Source organism: Streptomyces longispororuber (genome assembly GCF_024448165.1).
GTDB classification, from domain to species: Bacteria; Actinomycetota; Actinomycetes; order Streptomycetales; family Streptomycetaceae; genus Streptomyces; species Streptomyces longispororuber_A.
Genome location: NZ_JAMOLN010000090.1, coordinates 1 through 18,588, shown reverse-complemented (window position 1 = coordinate 18,588; position 18,588 = coordinate 1). Strand labels below are relative to the sequence as shown.

At 71.3% G+C, this 18,588-nt stretch carries 21 protein-coding genes; 11 read left to right on the top strand and 10 right to left on the bottom strand.

The features are described from left to right. Positions 1-2: 2 nt before the first annotated feature. Entirely contained in the window at positions 3-980 is a 978-nt protein-coding gene (locus M4J07_RS24305) for an isopenicillin N synthase family dioxygenase (RefSeq protein WP_255975110.1), read from the bottom strand. An 80-nt stretch (positions 981-1,060) separates the two neighbouring features. Then, complete coding sequence (locus M4J07_RS24300) at positions 1,061-1,654, bottom strand: TetR/AcrR family transcriptional regulator (protein ID WP_255975109.1); 594 nt, start codon at positions 1,652-1,654, stop codon at positions 1,061-1,063. 102 nt (positions 1,655-1,756) lie between these two features. Between M4J07_RS24300 and M4J07_RS24295 the strand changes: the two genes are divergently transcribed. Next, positions 1,757-2,311: an LppU/SCO3897 family protein gene (locus M4J07_RS24295; RefSeq protein ID WP_255975108.1), complete on the top strand. Its 555-nt coding sequence runs from the start codon at positions 1,757-1,759 to the stop codon at positions 2,309-2,311. Further along, the gene (locus tag M4J07_RS24290) at positions 2,308-4,155 is read left to right on the top strand and encodes a serine/threonine-protein kinase (RefSeq protein ID WP_255975107.1); all 1,848 of its coding nucleotides are present in this window, start codon (positions 2,308-2,310) and stop codon (positions 4,153-4,155) included. Before M4J07_RS24295 ends, M4J07_RS24290 begins: the two co-directional genes overlap by 4 nt. A gap of 39 nt (positions 4,156-4,194) precedes the next feature. Here the strand turns inward: M4J07_RS24290 and M4J07_RS24285 are convergent, their stop codons facing one another. The 4 genes from M4J07_RS24285 to M4J07_RS24270 all read right to left on the bottom strand — a co-directional run bounded on the left by M4J07_RS24285 (position 4,195) and on the right by M4J07_RS24270 (position 7,676). Further along, positions 4,195-5,166 carry a quinone oxidoreductase family protein gene (locus M4J07_RS24285; protein ID WP_255975106.1) on the bottom strand — a complete coding sequence of 324 codons (972 nt, stop codon included), beginning with the start codon at positions 5,164-5,166 and terminating at the stop codon, positions 4,195-4,197. A 112-nt stretch (positions 5,167-5,278) separates the two neighbouring features. Further along, positions 5,279-5,728: a nucleoside deaminase gene (locus tag M4J07_RS24280; RefSeq protein WP_255975105.1), complete on the bottom strand. Its 450-nt coding sequence runs from the start codon at positions 5,726-5,728 to the stop codon at positions 5,279-5,281. Between the two features lie 36 nt (positions 5,729-5,764). Next, entirely contained in the window at positions 5,765-7,171 is a 1,407-nt protein-coding gene (locus tag M4J07_RS24275) for a purine-cytosine permease family protein (protein WP_255975104.1), read from the bottom strand. A gap of 109 nt (positions 7,172-7,280) precedes the next feature. Next, positions 7,281-7,676 carry a PLD nuclease N-terminal domain-containing protein gene (locus M4J07_RS24270; protein WP_255975103.1) on the bottom strand — a complete coding sequence of 132 codons (396 nt, stop codon included), beginning with the start codon at positions 7,674-7,676 and terminating at the stop codon, positions 7,281-7,283. A gap of 98 nt (positions 7,677-7,774) precedes the next feature. Here M4J07_RS24270 and M4J07_RS24265 point away from each other — a divergent pair, with 98 nt between their 5' ends. Beyond that, positions 7,775-9,229, top strand: coding sequence for a menaquinone biosynthesis decarboxylase (locus tag M4J07_RS24265; protein WP_255975102.1), 1,455 nt, complete (start codon positions 7,775-7,777; stop codon positions 9,227-9,229). After that, the gene (gene mqnP, locus M4J07_RS24260) at positions 9,226-10,131 is read left to right on the top strand and encodes a menaquinone biosynthesis prenyltransferase MqnP (RefSeq protein WP_255975101.1); all 906 of its coding nucleotides are present in this window, start codon (positions 9,226-9,228) and stop codon (positions 10,129-10,131) included. Before M4J07_RS24265 ends, mqnP begins: the two co-directional genes overlap by 4 nt. Here mqnP and M4J07_RS24255 read toward each other — a convergent pair. Then, a complete protein-coding gene (locus tag M4J07_RS24255) occupies positions 10,121-10,747 on the bottom strand; it encodes a rhomboid family intramembrane serine protease (protein WP_255975100.1) in 627 nt (208 codons plus the stop codon). The two genes, mqnP and M4J07_RS24255, sit on opposite strands and share 11 nt — an antisense overlap. Before the next feature lie 93 nt (positions 10,748-10,840). On the opposite strand from M4J07_RS24255, the gene M4J07_RS24250 reads away from it, so the two are divergent. After that, positions 10,841-11,521, top strand: a complete 681-nt coding sequence (locus M4J07_RS24250; RefSeq protein ID WP_255975099.1) for a UbiX family flavin prenyltransferase — start codon at positions 10,841-10,843, stop codon at positions 11,519-11,521. On the opposite strand, the gene M4J07_RS24245 is transcribed toward M4J07_RS24250, so the two are convergent. Next, positions 11,518-11,652, bottom strand: coding sequence for a hypothetical protein (locus tag M4J07_RS24245; RefSeq protein ID WP_255975133.1), 135 nt, complete (start codon positions 11,650-11,652; stop codon positions 11,518-11,520). The genes M4J07_RS24250 and M4J07_RS24245 overlap by 4 nt on opposite strands. Before the next feature lie 140 nt (positions 11,653-11,792). Here M4J07_RS24245 and M4J07_RS24240 point away from each other — a divergent pair, with 140 nt between their 5' ends. Together M4J07_RS24240 and mqnE are read left to right on the top strand one after the other, a co-directional pair. Continuing rightward, the gene (locus tag M4J07_RS24240; protein WP_255975098.1) at positions 11,793-12,248 is read left to right on the top strand and encodes an Lrp/AsnC family transcriptional regulator; all 456 of its coding nucleotides are present in this window, start codon (positions 11,793-11,795) and stop codon (positions 12,246-12,248) included. Between the two features lie 51 nt (positions 12,249-12,299). Further along, positions 12,300-13,463, top strand: coding sequence for an aminofutalosine synthase MqnE (gene mqnE / locus M4J07_RS24235; RefSeq protein WP_255975097.1), 1,164 nt, complete (start codon positions 12,300-12,302; stop codon positions 13,461-13,463). 146 nt (positions 13,464-13,609) lie between these two features. Here the strand turns inward: mqnE and M4J07_RS24230 are convergent, their stop codons facing one another. After that, positions 13,610-14,131, bottom strand: coding sequence for a GNAT family N-acetyltransferase (locus tag M4J07_RS24230; protein WP_255975096.1), 522 nt, complete (start codon positions 14,129-14,131; stop codon positions 13,610-13,612). A gap of 155 nt (positions 14,132-14,286) precedes the next feature. On the opposite strand from M4J07_RS24230, the gene M4J07_RS24225 reads away from it, so the two are divergent. The 4 genes from M4J07_RS24225 to M4J07_RS24210 all read left to right on the top strand — a co-directional run bounded on the left by M4J07_RS24225 (position 14,287) and on the right by M4J07_RS24210 (position 17,765). After that, complete coding sequence (locus M4J07_RS24225) at positions 14,287-14,865, top strand: DoxX family membrane protein (RefSeq protein ID WP_255975095.1); 579 nt, start codon at positions 14,287-14,289, stop codon at positions 14,863-14,865. 101 nt (positions 14,866-14,966) lie between these two features. Beyond that, on the top strand, positions 14,967-15,263 hold the full coding sequence (locus tag M4J07_RS24220) for a DUF4229 domain-containing protein (RefSeq protein WP_255975094.1): 297 nt from the start codon (positions 14,967-14,969) through the stop codon (positions 15,261-15,263). 375 nt (positions 15,264-15,638) lie between these two features. Next, complete coding sequence (locus tag M4J07_RS24215) at positions 15,639-16,985, top strand: dicarboxylate/amino acid:cation symporter (protein ID WP_255975093.1); 1,347 nt, start codon at positions 15,639-15,641, stop codon at positions 16,983-16,985. A 165-nt stretch (positions 16,986-17,150) separates the two neighbouring features. Further along, positions 17,151-17,765 (top strand): TetR/AcrR family transcriptional regulator, encoded by a 615-nt coding sequence (locus M4J07_RS24210; RefSeq protein WP_255975130.1) that lies wholly within the window; start codon positions 17,151-17,153, stop codon positions 17,763-17,765. Here the strand turns inward: M4J07_RS24210 and M4J07_RS24205 are convergent. Next, on the bottom strand, positions 17,762-18,583 hold the full coding sequence (locus M4J07_RS24205; protein WP_255975129.1) for a MaoC/PaaZ C-terminal domain-containing protein: 822 nt from the start codon (positions 18,581-18,583) through the stop codon (positions 17,762-17,764). The genes M4J07_RS24210 and M4J07_RS24205 overlap by 4 nt on opposite strands. Positions 18,584-18,588 lie beyond the last annotated feature (5 nt).

The window sequence follows — 18,588 nt, the reverse complement described above, 5'->3', positions numbered from 1 at the left end:
CGTCAGCCGACCGTGATCGCGTCGAGCTTCGCCCGCAGGTACACGTGCGAGTCCACCGGCTCGTACGCGACCCTCCCCTTCGGGGCGGGCAGCGGCGCCACCTTCGTGCGCGGATCGCACTCGTAGAAGTAGACGAGCGACATCAGTTCCTCGGCGGGCGCGTCGGCCGGCGGTGGCAGTACCCGGTGGCGCCCTGAGCGCCAGCGGTCGCCGGTCCAACGGGCCATCAGGTCACCGATGTTGACGGTGAACGCGTCCGGGTCCCACGGCGCGTCCTCCCAGCCGCCCGCGTCGGTGAAGACCTGGAGGCCGCCCTTGCCGGCCTGCCGGTCGAGGACGGTGACCGTGCCGAAGTCGGTGTGCGGGCCGATCCGGAACTGGCCGGGCTCGGGCGGGCCGACGACCTCCGTGCCCGGATACCAGTTGATGTTGAAGCCCCAGGTGGGGTGTCCGGTGTGCCGGGTGAAGAAGTCGCCGGGCTCGTCGAGCGCGACCGCAAGCAGCTCCAGCAACTGGTCGGACAGGGCCCGCATGTGGGCCAGGTACGCCTCCACCGGAGCGCGCAGCCCGGGAGCCCGGTCCGGGAAGACGTTCGTGCCGGACCACTCGGCGTGCACGGCCGGATCGGCGAAGGCGCTGTCCGTGGCGTACGACAGGGACTCCTTCAGGTCGGGCGGGGTCTCGGTGCCCTCGGCGTAGCCGTTGGCCTCGGCGCCCGGGCCGAGCCAGCCGCGGCCGCCGACCCGCACCGCGTACGGCTCCTTCGCGGCGGCGGGCAGCCGGAAGAAGGGGCGGGCCGCCTCCCGGATCCGGGTCCGCAGCGCGGGGTCGACACCGTGCCCGGTGACCAGCAGGAACCCGGCGGTCCTGAGCGCGTCGTCCACGGTCGCGGCGATCTCGGCGCGGGCGTCCGGGTCGCCGGACAGCCACGGCCGCAGGTCGATGGTGGGGATACGGGGCGTGCCCGGGGAAGCGGTCATGCGTCCACTCTCGGGGGCGCGGAAACACCGGGGCAACGGTGCACGGCGGGACGCGGCGCGCGCCCCCGGACGGCCGGTGCTCAGGGCGCGAGCGAGCGCCAGATCCGGTCCGGCAGGACCCGCGCGGCCTGGTCCAGGTCGATGTCGTCGATGCCGGAGAGCCAGCGCCGGGCCGTCGCGATGATCGGGCCCATCACCAGGATCTCCACCAACGGGCCGGTCAGCGGGGCGACTTCGCCGGACGCGACGCGCTCCTCCATCCACAGCGCCAGCGGCGACAGGCGTGCCTCCTGGGCGTCGCGCAGCTGCTTCGCCTGCGCCATGCCGAGCCGGTCGGCGTACGAGGAGTGCAGCAGCCGGGCGGCGTCCGGGTCTTCCCTGATGAACCGCAGATACGTTTCCACCAGGGCCCGGATCCCGCCCCGCGCGGTCCGGGAGCGGCCGAGGGCCGCGCTCAGGTCGCCGAGCAGCCGGCCGAGCCAGCGCAGCAGCAGGGCGTTCATCAGCCCGTCGACGCTGCCGAAGTGGTGGTACAGGCTGCCGAGGCTGACCCCGCTCGCCCTGGTCAGGGCGCTGACGGTGATGCCGTCCTCGCCCGCGTCCGCGTACACCCGCAGGGCGGCGTCGAGGAGCCGGTCGGCGGTCTCGGCGCCGCGCTGTTGCTTGGGACTCATGGTGCCGACCAGCCTAGAACACCGCATTCCGTTCGTGGTTTCTAGAGTGAAGTTCTAGAAAATTATTCCAATAAGGAGATCCTCTGCGTCACACTGATCACCGTGTCCCAACAGCCAATACCCCCCACACCGCAACCGGGCCGCCCGCCTCAGAACAACGCCCGCGGCTGCCTGGCCGCGGTCGCCACCGTCGCGGCCATCGCCTTCGTGGCGTTCCTGCTGAGCCGGCTCGGTGACGACGACAGCAGCGACGACTCGGCGTCGTCCGCGTACTCGTCCCCGGCGTACTCGTCGCCCGCCTACTCGTCCCCGGCCGTGAGCGACCCGTACGCGTCCAGTGATCCGTACGCGTCGAGCGACCCGTACGCCACGCCCAGCGCCGAGGACCCCAGCCCGTACACCTCGGGCACCTGTCTGAACGGGACGCTGCCCGACTCCACGACGGCGCAGGAGGTCGACGACGTCGACGAGGTCGACTGCTCCGCGTCCGATGCGCACTACCAGGTGATCGAGACGATTCCGCTGACCTCCGACATGAGCCGCTGCGAGAGCAACTCCCGTACGCAGTACGCGTTCTCGTCCCGCTACACGATGAACGGGGCGGTCGTGAACGAGTACGTGTACTGCCTCGTCGGCCTGGGCTCGTACGCGCGGTGACCGGGGCGGGGGAGGGCGGCGCCCTCGATCTGACGGGCAGCGGCGCCGAGCCGCTGCGGGACCGGGACCCGCGGCGGATCGGTGAGATCGCGCTGGTGGGCCGGCTCGGCTCCGGCGGCATGGGCCGGGTGTACCTGGGCGTCGTCGACGGGCGGTTCGCCGCCGTCAAGCAGATGCTGGCGTCGGTCGTCGCCGAGGACCGGGGCTTCGTGCGCCGGTTCGGACAGGAACTGGACAATCTCGCAAGGCTTCCCGAGGACGCCACCGCGCCGCTGCTGGCCGGTGACCGCGACGCGGAACCGCCGTGGTTCGCCACGGCGTACGTCCCCGGGATCACCCTGGCCGAGGCCGTCGAGCGGCACGGGGGACCGCTCGACGGCCGAGGCCTGTGGTCGCTGTTGCGCACGGCCGCCGAGGGCCTGACCGCGGTGCACGCGCTCGACATGGTGCACCGGGACCTCAAGCCGTCGAACGTGATGCTCACCGCCGACGGCGTCACCCTCATCGACTTCGGGATCGCCCGCGCCGCCGAGCAGAGCCAGCTCACGCAGACCGGCCTCGTGGTCGGCACGCCGGCGTACATGTCGCCCGAACAGGCCTCGGGGTCACGGCGGTTGACCGGTGCGTCGGACGTGTTCGCGCTCGGGCTGCTCGTCGCCTACGCGGCCGGCGGCCGCTGGCCGTTCGGGGACGGCGGCGAGGGCAGTCCGCTCTACCGGATCGTGCACGACGAGCCGGACCTGGGGCCGGTGCGTGAGCGGGACCCGGAGCTCGCCGGGATCGTCGCGTCCTGCCTCGACAAGGATCCGGAGGGCCGGCCGACGGCCGCGGAGCTCGTGGAGCTCGCGGGCGCGGCGGGGAACTCCGGGACGGCCGACGGGGTGTGGCCCGGCCCCGTCATGGAACTCCTGGCCGCACGGGCGGAGTTCGCGGCGCGGGTGCCGGAGGGGACACCCGCGCCGCCTTCCGAGGCCGGCACCACCGCCGGGGCCACCGGGTCGCCCGAGCCGCAGGAACCGGCGGAGAAGCCGCGCGAACGGCGGCGCAGGACCCGGGTGTTCCTCGCCGTGGTCCCGGTCGTCGTGGTCGCCGCCGGCACCACGCTCGCGATCCGGAACCTGCCGTACGAGGGCGGTGGCGCGGAGGCGGCGGCGACGCCGAGCGCCCGGGTCACCGCCACCGCGGGGCCCGCGGGCGACAGGGACCCGGGCGGCTCGGCCTCGCCCTCGGCGAAACCTTCGGGGAAGGGCGAGGACAAGGCCAAGGGCAAGGACGAGGACGCGGACCAGGGTTCGGGCAAGCCGAAGGACCAGTCCGGGGGGTCGGCGGACGAGGCCGGGGCCTCGGGCGCCGGATCGGGCGGTGGCGCCGAGGCCGGGGGCGGCGGATCGGACACCTCCGGCGACGGTTCGGGCGGCGGCTCGTCGAGCGGAGGGTCCGCGTCCGGCGGTGGCTCGGCGGGCGCCGGCGGGGGCGGCACGCCACCGGACTCCGGCTCGTACCGGCTCAAGAACGGTGACACCGGGACGTGCCTGGTCCGGTCGTCGGGCCCCACCGTCGCCCTGGGCGCCTGCTCGGGCGCCGACGCCACCTGGAAGCTCGTGAGCAACGGCGGCAGCTTCAAGCTGTACAACGCGACGCTCAGCATGTGCCTGACGAACTCCTACGACGGCCAGAACCTCACCGTCGCGGGCTGCGACCTCGGCATCGTGTGGAACTGGGGCGCGAACGGATCGCTGCGCAGCACCAAGACCGGCGGCTGCATCGACACCGTCGGCTACGGCGACGGGCTGACGACCGCCGCCTGCTTCGGCGGCGCCCGGCAGAAGTGGGTCAGGCTGTAGCGGGGCGGGCCGCAGGGGACGGGCACCCGGCGGCGCCGGTCAGCCGGTCACCCGCAGCAGCAGCTTCCCTGTGCTGGTGCGCGAGCCCATCAGCCGGTGGGCCTCGGCCGCGTCGGCGAGGGCGAACTCGCCGGTGACCGGGAGCTCGACGCCGGGCACCGCGAAGGCCCGCTCGGCGAGCGCCCGCAGCTCCTGGGGCGCGGTCCTGGCCAGGGTGAGGATCGAGAAGCCGCCCACCAGGTTGGCCGTGGGGAACAGCTCGGGCTGGCCCACCTGCCACGCCGGGGCGGACGACGCGTTGCCGAAGGAGACGATCCGGCCGAACACGGCGAGCGCCTCCCGGGTCTCCCGGAACGTCTCGCCGCCGACCGGGTCGAGCGCCAGGTCGACCCCGCGCCCGTCCGTCAACTCCCGTGCCGCGGCCGCGAATCCGGGGGTGCCGGGGAGGACGGAGTCGTAGCCGTACTTGAGGGCGTACGCGGCCTTGGCCTCGCTGGAGGCGATCCCGATGACCCGGCCCGCCCCGGCCGCCCGCGCCAACTGCCCGGCCACGGTGCCGACTCCGCCCGCCGCGCCCTGCACCAGCACGCTCTCGCCCGCGCGCAGCCGGCCCACCGAGTGCAGCAGGGCGTACGCCGTGGGGAGCACGGTCGGCAGCGTCGCGGCGGCGCGCAGATCGCGGCCGGCGGGCAGCGGGAAGACGGTGACGGCGTCGGCGACGACGACCTCCGCGTAGCCGCCGCCCTCGGTGAGCGCGGCCACCTCCTGGCCGACGGCGAGTCCCTCGACCCCGGGGCCGAGGGCGCGGATCCGGCCGGAGACCTCCAGGCCGGGCACGACCGGGAGCGCGGTCACCCGGTACCCCTCCGCGCGCGCCTTGAGGTCGGCGAAGTTCACCCCCGCGTACGCGACGTCGATCGACACCTGGCCGGGGCCCGGCTCGGGGACGTCGGTGTCCACCGCCCGAAGGACCTCGGGGCCGCCGTACTCACCGAATCGCACCGCACGCATGACACACGCCTTCCGCCGGACCGACAGTGTTCGTCGCACGACGAACACCCGAGGGTTCAGACTGTACGACGCACAGCGAACACTCGGCAACCGGTCCACGGCACCCGGCGGTTCACTCGCCGATGTCCTCGTTCCACAGCTCGGGCTTCGCCGCGATGAAGTCCTCCATCAGGCCGACGCACTCCGGGTCGTCGAGCAGCACGATCTCGACGCCGTGCTCGGCCAGCCAGTCGTGCCCGCCGTGGAACGTGCGCGCCTCGCCGACGACCACGCGCGAGATCCCGAACTGGCGCACCAGGCCCGAGCAGTACCAGCAGGGGCTGAGCGTGGTCACCATCGTGGTGCCCCGGTACGAGCGCTGCCGGCCCGCGTTGCGGAACGCGTCGGTCTCGCCGTGCACGGACGGGTCGGCGTCCTGCACGCGCCGGTTGTGGCCGCGGCCGAGCACCTTGCCGTCGGCCGAGTAGAGGGCGGCGCCGATCGGGATGCCGCCCTCGGCGAGACCGGCCTTCGCCTCCTCGACTGCGGTGGCGAGCCAGGTGCGGGCGAGATCGAGATCCATGACGTACGGGCCTTTCTGCGCGGGGTCTGAGCGGGTCTATGCGGGGGTGCCGGCCCGGTCGCGCCGCCGGAGCAGCGCGTACAGGAGGGCGCCGACGGCGAAGCCGACCGGGCAGGTCAGATCGCCGACGGCCGGCCAGGTGCCGGGCACCCAGCCGACGAACAGAGTCTGGTTGGAGAACAGCGGCACGGACACCGCGACGCCGGCCAGCAGCGCGATCAGGCCCGCCGGATTGGTGAACGTCCGGTCCTGGAGCCGCCCGGCGAGCGCGTCCTCGGGCAGCGCCCGCAGCCAGTGCTCCATGAGGGCGACGCCCAGCCAGGGCGCGATCCAGTAGGCGATGACCAGCAGGAAGTTCTCGAAGGCGTGGCCGGCGTCGGCGAGCGAGGCCCAGCCGGCCGCCGTGCCGACGGCGCCGACGATCGCGACGAGCGAGGCGCGGCCCAGCCACTTCGGCAGCGGCAGGGAGAGCGAGGAGATGGAGACGGCCGCCGAGTAGACGTTCAGGGTGGCCGCGGCCATCGCGCCGAGGATGATCGCGACGAGCGTGAGGTTGCCCAGCCAGCCCGGCAGCTGGCCGACGAACGCGTCGGTGGGGCTGGCTCCTTCGGGCGCGGCCAGCGTGCCGGACGCGGCGCCGATCACCGACACCACGGCGATCGACACGAACAGGCCGAGGCCCGCGTACCAGGCGGTGGCGCGCGGCGGGGTGTCCGCGGGGAGGTAGCGGGCGTAGTCGGCGGCGCACGGGTTCCAGCCCGCGGTGAAGCCGAAGCAGGCGCTGAAGGCGAGCATGAACCCGCCGAAGCCGCCGCTCGCCGCCGCGCCGGAACCGGCGATGTCGGCGCCCTTGAAGATCCACACCGCGGCGATCAGGAAGATCACCGCGAGGACCGGGAACGCGTACTTCTCGAACCGGTGCACCAGGTCGTGCCCCACGTACCCGATGACGATCTCGAGGACGACGAGGATCAGCAGGCTGGGCAGCGGGGCGAGCCCGGTGAGGGAGTTGAGTGCGAAGGCGCCGCCGACGGTGTTCACGGCGAACCAGCCGACACCGGCGACGAAGGCGTTCACCCCGGACGGCAGGGCGTTGCCCCGGTGGCCGAACGACAGCCGGCCGATCACCATCTGCGGGACGCCGAAGCGCGGCCCGTCCGTCGACAGGACGCCGTGCGCGAGCGAGCCGAGCCCGGCGCCGAGCACCAGCGCGGCCACGGCCTGCCAGAAGCTCAGGCCGAAGGCGGAGACGGACAGCACCCCGATGAACAGGGTGGCGAAGCCGACCTGCGGCGAGGCCCAGGTCCACAGGAGCTGGCGGGGGCTGCCGTGCCGCTTGTCGTGCGGCACGGGCTCCGCGCCGTGCTCCTCGACGGCGATCAGCCGCTCGGGTCCTGTGGCGACGTCGGGAGCGGGCGCGGAGGCGTGCGTGGGTCTGGACATGGGCCTTTACGGGGGGCAGGGGCGGGACGGGTTCCGCCTACCAGTGTGCGGTACACGCACCGCCGCTCTGGCAGGTCCTAGGTCACTCGCTGCCCGGACGGGCCCCAGGTCACTCGGTGCCCGGCTCGCGCTCGCCCTCGCGGCGCCTGAGGTCCTCCTCGCGGCGGCGCAGGTCCGCCTCCCAGTCCTTGAGGAGCGCCTCGTCCTTCTTGTTCTCCTCCTTGAGGGAGGCGAGGAACTCGGGGTTGTCGTCCGGCGCGATGTACTGGGTCCGGTGGTTGCGGTGCCACTCGGAGGGCGTGGCGCCCCCGGCGGGCGCGTGGCGCCGCTTGCCCGCCGCGAGCCAGGCGATCGGACCGACGAGCACCTCGCCGAAGAGCAGGATGATGATGACCCAGACCACCTTCGGCAGGCCGCGCACCTCCTCCTCGGGGGTGTTGAGGCAGTCGATGAAGGCGTAGATCCACAACGCCAGGACCAACAGGAACGGCAGATACCTCAGCACGGCCGGACAACCCCCTAGTGAGACGAGACGCACAGGGTAGCGGCAACGGGTGACAGCCCCCGCCGGGATCCGTGGAGGGGGATGACAAACTGGAACGCATGGCTTACGACGATCTTCGCTCCCTGCTCCGGGCGCTGGAGCGCGAGGGCGACCTGCTGCGCATCAAGGCCGAGGTCGACCCGTACCTGGAGGTCGGTGAGATCGTCGACCGGGTGAACAAGGCCGGCGGTCCGGCCCTCCTCTTCGAGAACGTGAAGGGCTCGGCGATGCCCCTCGCGATGAACGTGTACGGCACCGACCGGCGGCTCCTCAAAGCCCTCGGCCTGAAGTCGTACGACGAGATCAGCGAGAAGATCGGCGGTCTGCTCAAGCCCGAACTGCCGCAGGGCTTCGTCGGGATGCGCGAGGCGTTCGGCAAGCTCGGCTCGATGGTCCACGTGCCGCCGAAGAAGGTGAAGGAGGCCCCCGTCCAGGAGGTCGTGCTGACCGGCGACGACGTCGACCTGGAGCAGCTCCCGGCCCTGTTCACCTGGCCCGAGGACGGCGGCTCCTTCTTCAACCTGGGGCTCACGCACACCAAGGACCCGGAGTCCGGCGTCCGCAACCTCGGGCTCTACCGGCTGCAGCGCCACGACAAGCGCACCATCGGCATGCACTGGCAGATCCACAAGGACAGCCGCAACCACTACCAAGTGGCCGCCAAGCGGGGCGAGAAGCTGCCCGTCGCGATCGCCTTCGGCTGCCCGCCCGCCGTCACGTACGCCTCGACCGCGCCGCTGCCCGGCGACATCGACGAGTACCTGCTCGCCGGCTTCGTCCAGGGCAAGCGGATCGAGATGGTCGACTGCAAGACGGTGCCGCTCCAGGTGCCGGCGAACGCCGAGGTCGTCATCGAGGGCTGGCTGGAGCCGGGCGAGATGCTGCCGGAGGGTCCCTTCGGCGACCACACGGGTTTCTACACCCCGCAGGAACCCTTCCCCGCGCTGAAGATCGACTGCGTGACGATGCGCAGGCGCCCGCTGCTCCAGTCGATCGTCGTCGGCCGTCCCCCGACGGAGGACGGGCCCCTGGGCCGGGCCACGGAACGCTTCTTCCTGCCGCTGCTCAAGGTGATCGTCCCGGACATCGTGGACTACCACCTGCCCGAGTCCGGCGGCTTCCACAACTGCGCGATCGTCTCGATCGACAAGAAGTACCCGAAGCACGCCCAGAAGGTCATGAGCGCCGTGTGGGGCGCGCACATGATGTCGCTGACCAAGCTGATCGTCGTCGTCGACTCCGATTGCGACGTCCACGATCTTCATGAAGTCTCGTGGCGCGCGCTCGGGAACACGGACTACGCCCGTGACCTGACCGTCGTCGAAGGCCCGGTCGACCACCTCGACCACGCCTCCTACCAGCAGTTCTGGGGCGGCAAGGCGGGCATCGACGCGACGAAGAAGTGGCCCGAGGAGGGTTACACCCGGGACGGCGGATGGCCCGAGATGGTCACCTCCGACCCTCGGACGGCGGCCCTCGTGGACCGCCGTTGGAAGGAGTACGGACTCAAGTGAGCAGCGCTTCAGCAGCGATCCCGCAGCAGCCGGGACGCACCAAGGCCTTTCTGCGGCTGGTCATGATCGAGCACTCGGTGTTCGCGCTGCCCTTCGCCTACATCGCCTCCCTCACCGCGATGTTCGAGCTGGACAAGAACATCCACTGGGGCCGCCTCCTGCTGGTCACCATCTGCATGGTGGGCCTGCGCACGTTCGCGATGGCGGCGAACCGGATCATCGACCGCGAGATCGACGCCCGTAACCCGCGCACCGCGCACCGCGAGCTCGTCACGGGCGCGGTGTCGGTGAAGTCGGCGTGGACCGGCGCCCTGATCGCCCTGGTGATCTTCCTCGCCTCGGCCGCGCTCCTGAACCCGCTCTGCCTGGCCCTCGCGCCCATCGCGGTGATCCCGATGGTCGTCTACCCGTACGGCAAGCGGTTCACGAACTTCCCGCAGGCCATCCTCGGTCTCGCCCAGGCGATGGGCCCGATCGGCGCCTGGATCGCGATCACGGGTTCGTGGTCGTGGGACGCGGTGATCCTCGGTCTCGCGGTCGGCATCTGGATCGGCGGCTTCGACCTGATCTACGCGTGCCAGGACGTGGAGACCGACCGCGAGGTCGGCGTCATGTCGGTGCCGGCCCGCTTCGGCATCCCGGCCGCGATCTGGGGCGCCCGCGTCTGCCACTTCCTGACCACGGCCCTCTTCGTCTGGTACGCGCTGGCCACCGACGCCGGAACGTTCTTCTGGGTCGGCCTGGTGATCGTCGCGGGTGCCTTCCTCTACGAGCACTCGATCGTGAAGCCCCACGACCTGTCCCGCCTCAACCGGGCGTTCTTCCAGGTCAACGGCTTCATCGGGATCGCCCTCTTCGTGTGCGCGCTGCTCGACCTGCTGGTGCGCGGGCTCACCGTGTAGCGGGTATCGCCCGCCGGGGCCCGGCGGGGCGGCGGAACACGAACGCCGCCGCCACGCCGGCCAGCAGACCGATGAGGTGGCCCTGCCAGCTCACCCCGTCGTTGGCCGGGGAGAGGCCCGCGAGGATCGTGGTGCCCCAGTAGGCCGCGATGACCAGGCCGACGACGATGCCGAGCGGACGGCGCTCCACGAAGCCGCTGAGCACGACGAAGCCGAACAGGCCGAAGATCAGGCCGGAGGCGCCCGCCGTGTTCGTGTGGTCGGGGGCCACCAGCCACACCCCGAGCCCGTCCGCGACGACGATCAGCGCGCACGCGGCGAAGAACCGGCGCAGTCCGCCGAGCGCCGCGACGAAGCCGAGGACGAGCAGCGGTATCGAGTTCGCCGCGACGTGCCCGAAGCCGAAGTGGATGAAGGACGCGGGGACGACGTCGACCAGCTCCGACGTCTGCCGCGGCTGTATCCCGAACCGGTCCAGCGCGTGGCCCGACGCCACGTCGACCACTTCGAGCAGCCAGAGCAGGGCCACCCAGCCGACCATCACCTTGCCGGCCGTCACCGCCCGCTCGCCCGCCGGCCACTTCCGGGTCGCGCCCGGTGATCCTTCGTACGCCATCTCAGCCCCCACCCCCGGGCCCGCCCGTCACGGACCCAACGCCCACGGCCCCTGCGCAAGTTCCCATCATGGCCCGCCGGATAGGCTCGTGGTGTGGAGCACGTCAACGCAAGCAGCCGCAGGCCCTGGGTCGTCGGGGTGTCCGGCGCCTCGGGAACCCCGTACGCAGCCTCCGTGCTGCGCGCCCTTCTGGCCGCGGGTGAGTCCGTGGACCTGGTCGTCTCGCGGGCCTCGCGGCTCACGCTGCTCGACGAGACGGGGATCGCGTTCCGGGACGCGCACTGGCGCGAGGACCTGGCCGAGTGGCTGGCGCGCGGCGCGGACGGCAAGCCGGGCACGTTCACCGGGATCGCTCTGGACGACGTGCGGTACTGGGCCGCCGGTGATCTCGCGGCGGGGCCGTCGTCGGGCTCGTACCCGGTCAAGGGCATGATCATCGTGCCCGCCTCGACGGCGTGCGTGGCGGGCGTGGCCCTGGGTCTCTCGAAGGACCTGCTGCAGCGCGTGGCGAGCGTGACGCTCAAGGAAGGGCGCAGGCTGGTGGTCGCGGTGCGGGAGACGCCGTTGAACGGGCAGACCCTCAAGCACCTGGTGACGCTCGACGAGGCGGGCGCGGTCGTGCTGCCCGCCTCGCCGGCGTTCTACGCGGGGGCGACGCACATCCAGGATCTGGTGGACTTCGTCGCGGGGCGGGCGCTGGACGCGGCAGGAGTGCCGCACACGCTGTACCGCCGTTGGGAGGGAGAGCTGGGGGGAGGCTCTCGGGAGGGTTAGCGCTTCTTGGCGCGGGCGGCGTGCTTCTTCGCCGCGCGGCGCTCGGTGGTGGCGGACTGGTGGACACGCGAGCGATTGGCCAGGTCCTGCAACTCGCGCATGCGGGCGTAGGCCATCTCGATCGTGAACACGGTGACAACACTCCTGAAATTCGATGGATCTTCAGTGATCCGGTGACTGAGCTTTAGATCTTGCGGGGTGTCGCCCCCGCGTGCCTTAGATTCTACACGTAAACTCGCGTCAACGCTGATTAATGAAAGGCTTTGGACCTATGGACGCCGTGGACAGGCAGCTCATCCAGGCCCTGCGCGAGAACGGCCGCGCCTCGTATGCGGAACTGGGCCGACTCGTCGGCCTGTCGGGACCCAGCGTCACGGACCGCATCAACCGTCTGGAGGCGGCCGGGGTCATCACCGGCTACCGCGCCACCGTCGACTCGGCCTCGCTCGGCCTGGGCGTCATCGCGCTGATCGGCATCTCGCTCTCCGACGCCGCGGACCACGAGGACGTCGCGCACCGCCTGAAGGACCTGCACGAGATCGAGGACTGCTGGTTCATCGCGGGCGACGACTCGTACATGCTCAAGGTGCGGGCCAGTGACGTCGACGGACTGGAGAGGACGATCCGTCGCCTCAGCGGCACGAAGGGCGTCTCCCGCACCCGGACGACCATCGTGCTCTCCACGAAGTGGGAGAACCGGGTCGGGGAGCTTCCCGAAGAGGCGTGAGCGTACGGTGGAGCGGACCTACGGGTCGTGTCGTCGAGGAGAGGTACGGGCATGGACGCAGGGCTCAAGCGCGAGCTGGAGCAGAAGGTCGGAGACGGTGAGCGGCTGTCCCGCGAGGACGGCATCGCGCTCTACGAGTCGGACGACCTGGCCTGGCTCGGCGGCCTCGCCCACGAGGTGCGGACCCGGAAGAACGGCGACGTCGTCCACTTCAACGTCAACCGCCACCTCAACATGACGAACGTCTGCACCGCCTCCTGCGCGTACTGCTCGTTCCAGCGCAAGCCGGGCGAGAAGGACGCGTACACGATGCGCATCGAGGAGGCGGTCAAGCTCGCCAAGGCGATGGAGTCGGAGAACCTGACGGAACTCCACATCGTCAACGGCCTGCACCCGAACCTTCCGTGGCGCTACTACCCGCGCTCCCTGAAGGCCCTCAAGGAGGCGCTGCCGAACGTCGGCCTGAAGGCGTTCACGGCCACGGAGATCCACCACTTCGAGAAGATCTCGGGGCTCTCCGCCTCCGAGATCCTCGACGAGCTGATCGACGCGGGCCTCGAGTCGCTCACCGGCGGCGGCGCGGAGATCTTCGACTGGGAGATCCGGCAGCACATCGTCGACCACGACACCCACTGGGAGGACTGGTCGCGGATCCACCGGCTCGCGCACGAGAAGGGTCTCAAGACCCCCTCGACGATGCTCTACGGGCACATCGAGGAGCCGCGGCACCGCGTCGACCACGTGCTGCGCCTGCGCGAACTCCAGGACGAGACCGGCGGGTTCCAGGTCTTCATCCCGCTGCGCTACCAGCACGACTTCGTCGACATGAAGGACGGCAAGGTCCGCAACCGCCTCCAGGCCCGTACGACGATGGCGACGGGCGCCGAGGCGCTGAAGACCTTCGCGGTCTCGCGGCTGCTGTTCGACAACGTGCCGCACGTGAAGTGCTTCTGGGTCATGCACGGGCTGCAGACCACGCAGCTCGCGCTGCAGCACGGTGCGGACGACATGGACGGGTCGGTCGTCGAGTACAAGATCACGCACGACGCGGACAACTACGGGACGCCGAACAAGCTGACCCGTGAGGATCTGCTCGACCTGATCCGCGACGCCGGGTTCCGGCCCGTCGAGCGCAACACGCGCTACGAGATCATCCGGGAGTTCGAGGGGCCGGACGCCGGGCGCCGCGACGAGCCCCAGCCGATGCGAGTCTGAGGCGACGGGTGGGCGGGTTCTCGTCCGCCTTGTGGTTCAGCGTCGCCGGGTGCGGGTGATCCGTGGCTGGTCGCGCAGTTCCCCGCGCCCCTGAAAGGCGCACGGAGTGCGCGACCAGCCGCCACCGGCCCGCAGATGAATCCCGGTCACAGCGGCAGCAGCATGTGGATGTCGTCGCGGTCGTCGCCGGGGGAGACGCGGATCGCCCCGGGGATGCGGCCGACCTCCTTGTAGCCGCACGCCGAGTAGAACGCGTCGGCCCCCGTACCCCCGCGGCACGTGAGCCGCAGCGCCTCGACCCCGTCGAACCCCCGGGCCGCCTCCTCCGCGGCCGCCATGAGCGCACGCCCGTACCCCTTGCCCTGCTGCCGCGGCCGCACCATCACCGTGTACAGCCACAAGTGGTGCCGCATCAGCCGGTGCTGGTTGAACGCGAGGAACGCCGTCGCCGCGACGGCCCCCTCCGCGTCCCGGCCGACGAGGAGCCGGATGCGCCCCTCCGCGATCCCGGTCAGGTGCCTGAGGAGTTCCGGGCGTATGTCGTCGGGGGTGACCGGAGGGACGAAGCCGACGGCCCCGCCCGCGTTCGAGACGTCCGCCCACAGGGCGAGCAGCCCGTCGCGCAGGTCAGGAGTGACGGCAGGGTCGAGTTCGAAGTGCAGCGACATGAGGGCGAGCGTAGACGCGGGGACGCCGGTGACGTTCGGCCGTCCATTTCGGGACCTGTGGCCATAGGGGCGGGGTAAACGACGGGCGTAGCTTGTGAATGTATTCACGAGCGCCGGAAGGGGCGCCGGAAGAGCAGAGGAAGAAGGCGTCCGTCATGGCTCTCCACGCGTCGGAACGACCCACCCGCCACAGCGCCGCGGGCACCCCGCGGCGCAACGCCGGCAGCCAGGACGGCGTCGTCGTCCGCTCGGCCGCGGCCCGCGGCGTCCTCGCCGCCGCCCGGGTCCTGGTCGGCTTCTACTTCCTGTGGGCGTTCCTGGACAAGACGTTCGGCTTCGGCAGGTCGACCCCGTCGAGCGGGAGCTGGCTGAACGGCGGGCACCCCACCGAGGGCTTCCTGCTGCACGGCACGACCGGCCCCTTCGCCCACATGTTTGACTCGGTCGCGGGCGCCTGGTGGCTCGACACCCTCTTCATGGCCGGCCTGCTCGGGGTCGGCCTCGCGATGATCCTCGGCATCGGCATGCGGATCGCCGCCGGCGCCGGCACGCTCATGATGGCCTTCATGTGGCTGGTCACCCTGTGGCCGGGCACGAACCCGTTCCTGGACGACCACTGGATGATCGCCCTGGTGCTGCTGGCCACCGCGGCCACCGGCGCGGGCGGCTACTTCGGCCTCGGCCGGGCCTGGGCCCGGCTGCCGATCGTCCGCAGGAACCGGTGGCTGATCTGACGGCCGCAACCCCCGCTGAGTTCGGGCGCTCCTCCGCGTGCTTCACTGGAGGGGCGCTCGTCCTGTAAGGGCACCTTTTCGGAACGGAAGAGTGGATTGACATGCTCCGCTACACGCTGATGCGCCTCGGGGTCTTCGTGGGCTGCTTCCTCGTCGTCTGGGGTCTCGTCGCCACCGGCATCGTCCCCAGTGGCATCGGGGGCTCCTACTGGCTGTGGATCGCGCTGCTCGCGCTGGTGGTCTCCGCGCCGCTGAGCTTCGTGCTGCTGCGCGGCGAACGCGACCGCGCCTCCGTCGGGATCGTCGCCCGCGTGGACCGCGCCAAGGCGAACATGGAGTCCAACCGCCGCATGGAGGACGACGCCGACGACGCCGCCCGCGCGCAGCGCGCCTCGTAAGGCCCGCGCGGCTCGTAAGTTACGTCACAGACAGGCCCGGCCCCGGCACCGTACAGGTGCCGGGGCCGCCTGTGTTTTCAAGGTAAATGCGGTTTAAGGGGCATACGAGCAGTCGCCGTGCCCCAAAGAAGGCCTTTGATGTTCTCAAAGGGCTGGTGTTAACGTTCCTGACATGAAGACATCAGCCGCGCACCGTACTGCCATGAGCGTTCCGCTCGTGGCGCGCCTGCATGTCGATCTCTGCCGCTGCATGTCCGCGGCCTGTCGCGCCTGACGCGACCTTCCCGATGCAGCGGCGCCGTTGACCTCATCTTGCGGTCGCCGCTCCTGCACGTCCCCCTCCTGTCCCCGCGTGTCACCACTGGAGTTGCATCCGTGTCCGCGAACACACCCGCCGCCGAGCAGAAGCGCGGCTTCCGCATACCCATCCCGTTCTGGGCCCAGGTCCTGCTCGGTCTCGTCGTCGGCCTGGTCCTCGGCTACGTCGCCCGCACCTACGACGTCGCGTGGCTGGCCACGACGCTCGACAAGGTCGGCGGCATCTTCGTCCAGCTCCTGAAGCTGGCCGTCGCCCCGCTCGTCTTCTTCGCGATCCTGGTGTCCATCACCAATCTGCGGAAGGTCAACAACGCGGCCCGCCTGGCCACCCGCACCCTGCTCTGGTTCATGATCACGTCGCTGATCGCGGTCGTCATCGGCCTCGCCATCGGCCTGCTCACCAACCCGGGCAACGGCTCGGACCTCACCCCGGCCGACGGCGCCAAGCCCGACCACGCCGGCAGCTGGCTCGACTTCCTCACGGGCATCATCCCGACGGACGTCGTCACGCCGTTCACGCAGCTCAACGTCCTGCAGATCGTCTTCATGGCGGTCGTCGCCGGCATCGCCATCCTGAAGATCGGTGAGAAGGCCCAGCCGATCCTCAGCCTCTCCGAGTCCGTCCTGGAGCTGCTGCAGAAGGCCCTGTGGTGGGTCATCCTGCTCGCCCCGATCGGCTCCGCCGGCCTCATCGGCCGCGCCATCGTCCAGTACGGCTGGGACCTGCTCGGCAACTACGCGACGTTCACCATCGACATCTACGTCGGCTGCGCCCTGGTCCTCTTCGGCGTCTACCCGCTGCTCCTCGCGACCGTCGCCAAGCTGAACCCGCTGCAGTTCTTCAAGGGCGCCTGGCCCGCCATCCAGCTGGCCTTCGTCTCCCGCTCCTCGGTCGGCACCATGCCGGTCACCCAGCAGTCGGCGATCCGCCTCGGCGTCCCGAAGGACTACGCCTCCTTCGCCGTGCCGTTCGGCGCGACGACCAAGATGGACGGCTGCGCCGCGATCTACCCGGCGATCTCCGCGATCTTCGTCGCCCAGATCTTCGACGTGCAGCTGGGCATCAAGGAGTACCTGCTCATCGCGTTCGTCTCCGTCATCGGCTCCGCCGCGACGGCCGGCCTCACCGGCGCGACCGTGATGCTGACCCTGACCCTCTCCACCCTGGGCCTGCCCATGGAGGGCGTCGGCCTGCTCCTCGCGATCGACCCGATCCTCGACATGATGCGCACCGCCACGAACGTGGCCGGCCAGGCGCTCGTCCCGGTGATCGTCTCCGCCCGCGAGAAGATCCTCGACCGCACGAAGTACGACAGCGCCACGGCGTCCGGCTTCGACGACGACATCGAGGTCTACGAGCACTCCCCGCGCGACGAGTCGCAGCCGGTGCCCGCCACCGTCTGACGTCCCCCGGCCCGTCGCACCACCGACTGTGCCCCGCCCCGGACTCCGGGCGCGGGGCACAGTCGCGTGCGCCGGGCTGCGTAGGCTGAGCGGTGCAGGACGTGTGGAGGAAAGGCGGCTGGGGTGGGCGGCGACGTGAAGGCCGGGGCGGTGCGGCAGAAGAGGATGCCTCGGGCCGAGCGGGAGCGGCAGATGATGGACGCCGCGGTCCGGGTGTTCGGGGAACGGGGCTACCGGGCCGCCTCGATGGACGAGATCGCCGATCTGGCGGGCGTCTCCAAGCCGCTGGTGTACCTGTACCTGAACTCGAAGGAAGAGCTCTTCACCGGCTGCATCCGGCGGGAGGCGGCGGCGCTGATCGCCGCCGTGCGGGCCGGGGTGCGGCTCGACGCCCCCGCGGACCGGCAGCTGTGGGAGGGCCTGACCGCCTTCTTCTCGCACACCGCCGAACACCCCGACGGATGGGCGGTGCTGCACAGCCAGGCGCGCACCGGCGGTGAGCCGTTCGTCGCCGAGGTCGGGGCGATGCGCGACGAGATCGTCGCCTTCGTGACCTCGCTGATCGCCGAGGCGGCCCGGGAGGCGCACAACGATCCCGAGCTGGCCGAGCGGGAGGTCGCGGGGCTCGCCCAGGCCCTCGTCGGCGCCGCGGAGGCGCTCGCGGGCTGGGCGAACACGGACCCGTCCGTCTCCGCGAGGGAGGCCGCCGCCACGATGATGAACTTCGCCTGGGCGGGGCTCGGCAGTCTGATGGACGGGCGGCGCTGGTCGCCCCGTTAGCCGCGGTCCGTCACCGGGCGGACCTCACCGGTGACGTGCACGCGCCCGCCCTTCGCCGCCCGCAGCTCGAAGTCCTGGCCCCGCGCCCCGTACGCCACCGAACCCGGCAGCAGCACCGGCGCCCGGAACCCGGCCCGTACGTGTACGGGCCCGTGCGCGCCGAACTCCGCCAGGCACCTGGCCACCGTCCACATGCCGTGGGCGATGGCGCGCGGGAAGCCGAAGAGGCGGGCGGTGAGCGGGTGGAGGTGGATCGGGTTCCGGTCGCCCGACACGGCGGCGTAGCGGCGGCCCAGGTCGGCGCCGAGGGTCCACTCCGTGAGCGTGGGCAGGGGCTCGGCCCCGGTGTCCTTCGGCGCCCCCGCGGCCGGTTCGGACGTCTTGTGGCGGGCCAGGTAGGTGCTGGTCGAGTGCCAGACCGGGGTGTCGGCGTCGCCGCCGCGCAGCTCGGTCACGACGACGGCCTCGGTGCCGCGCTGGTGCGGCACCAACTCCTCCGTCCTGACGGTCAGTTCGTACGGTCCCGTGGGGGCGAGGTCCCGGTGCTGAGTGATCTCGATCGACGTGTGGACGAGGCCGAGCAGCGGCAGCGGGAACGTCCGCTGCGCCATCAGGCGCATCGCGAGCGGGAAGCCCAGGACGTGCGGATACGTGAGGGGGAGTTCGTCGCGCTCCGTGGGGAAGGCGCAGACCCGTTCGTAGGCGGTGAGGTGGCTCTGGTCGATCCGGAGCCGGGGCACGGTGAGGGTCGTCCCGTCGGGGAGCGGGGCGTCCGGGCGAGGCCGCTTGAACGGGGAGAGGGCGGCTCCGCGCAGCATCTGGG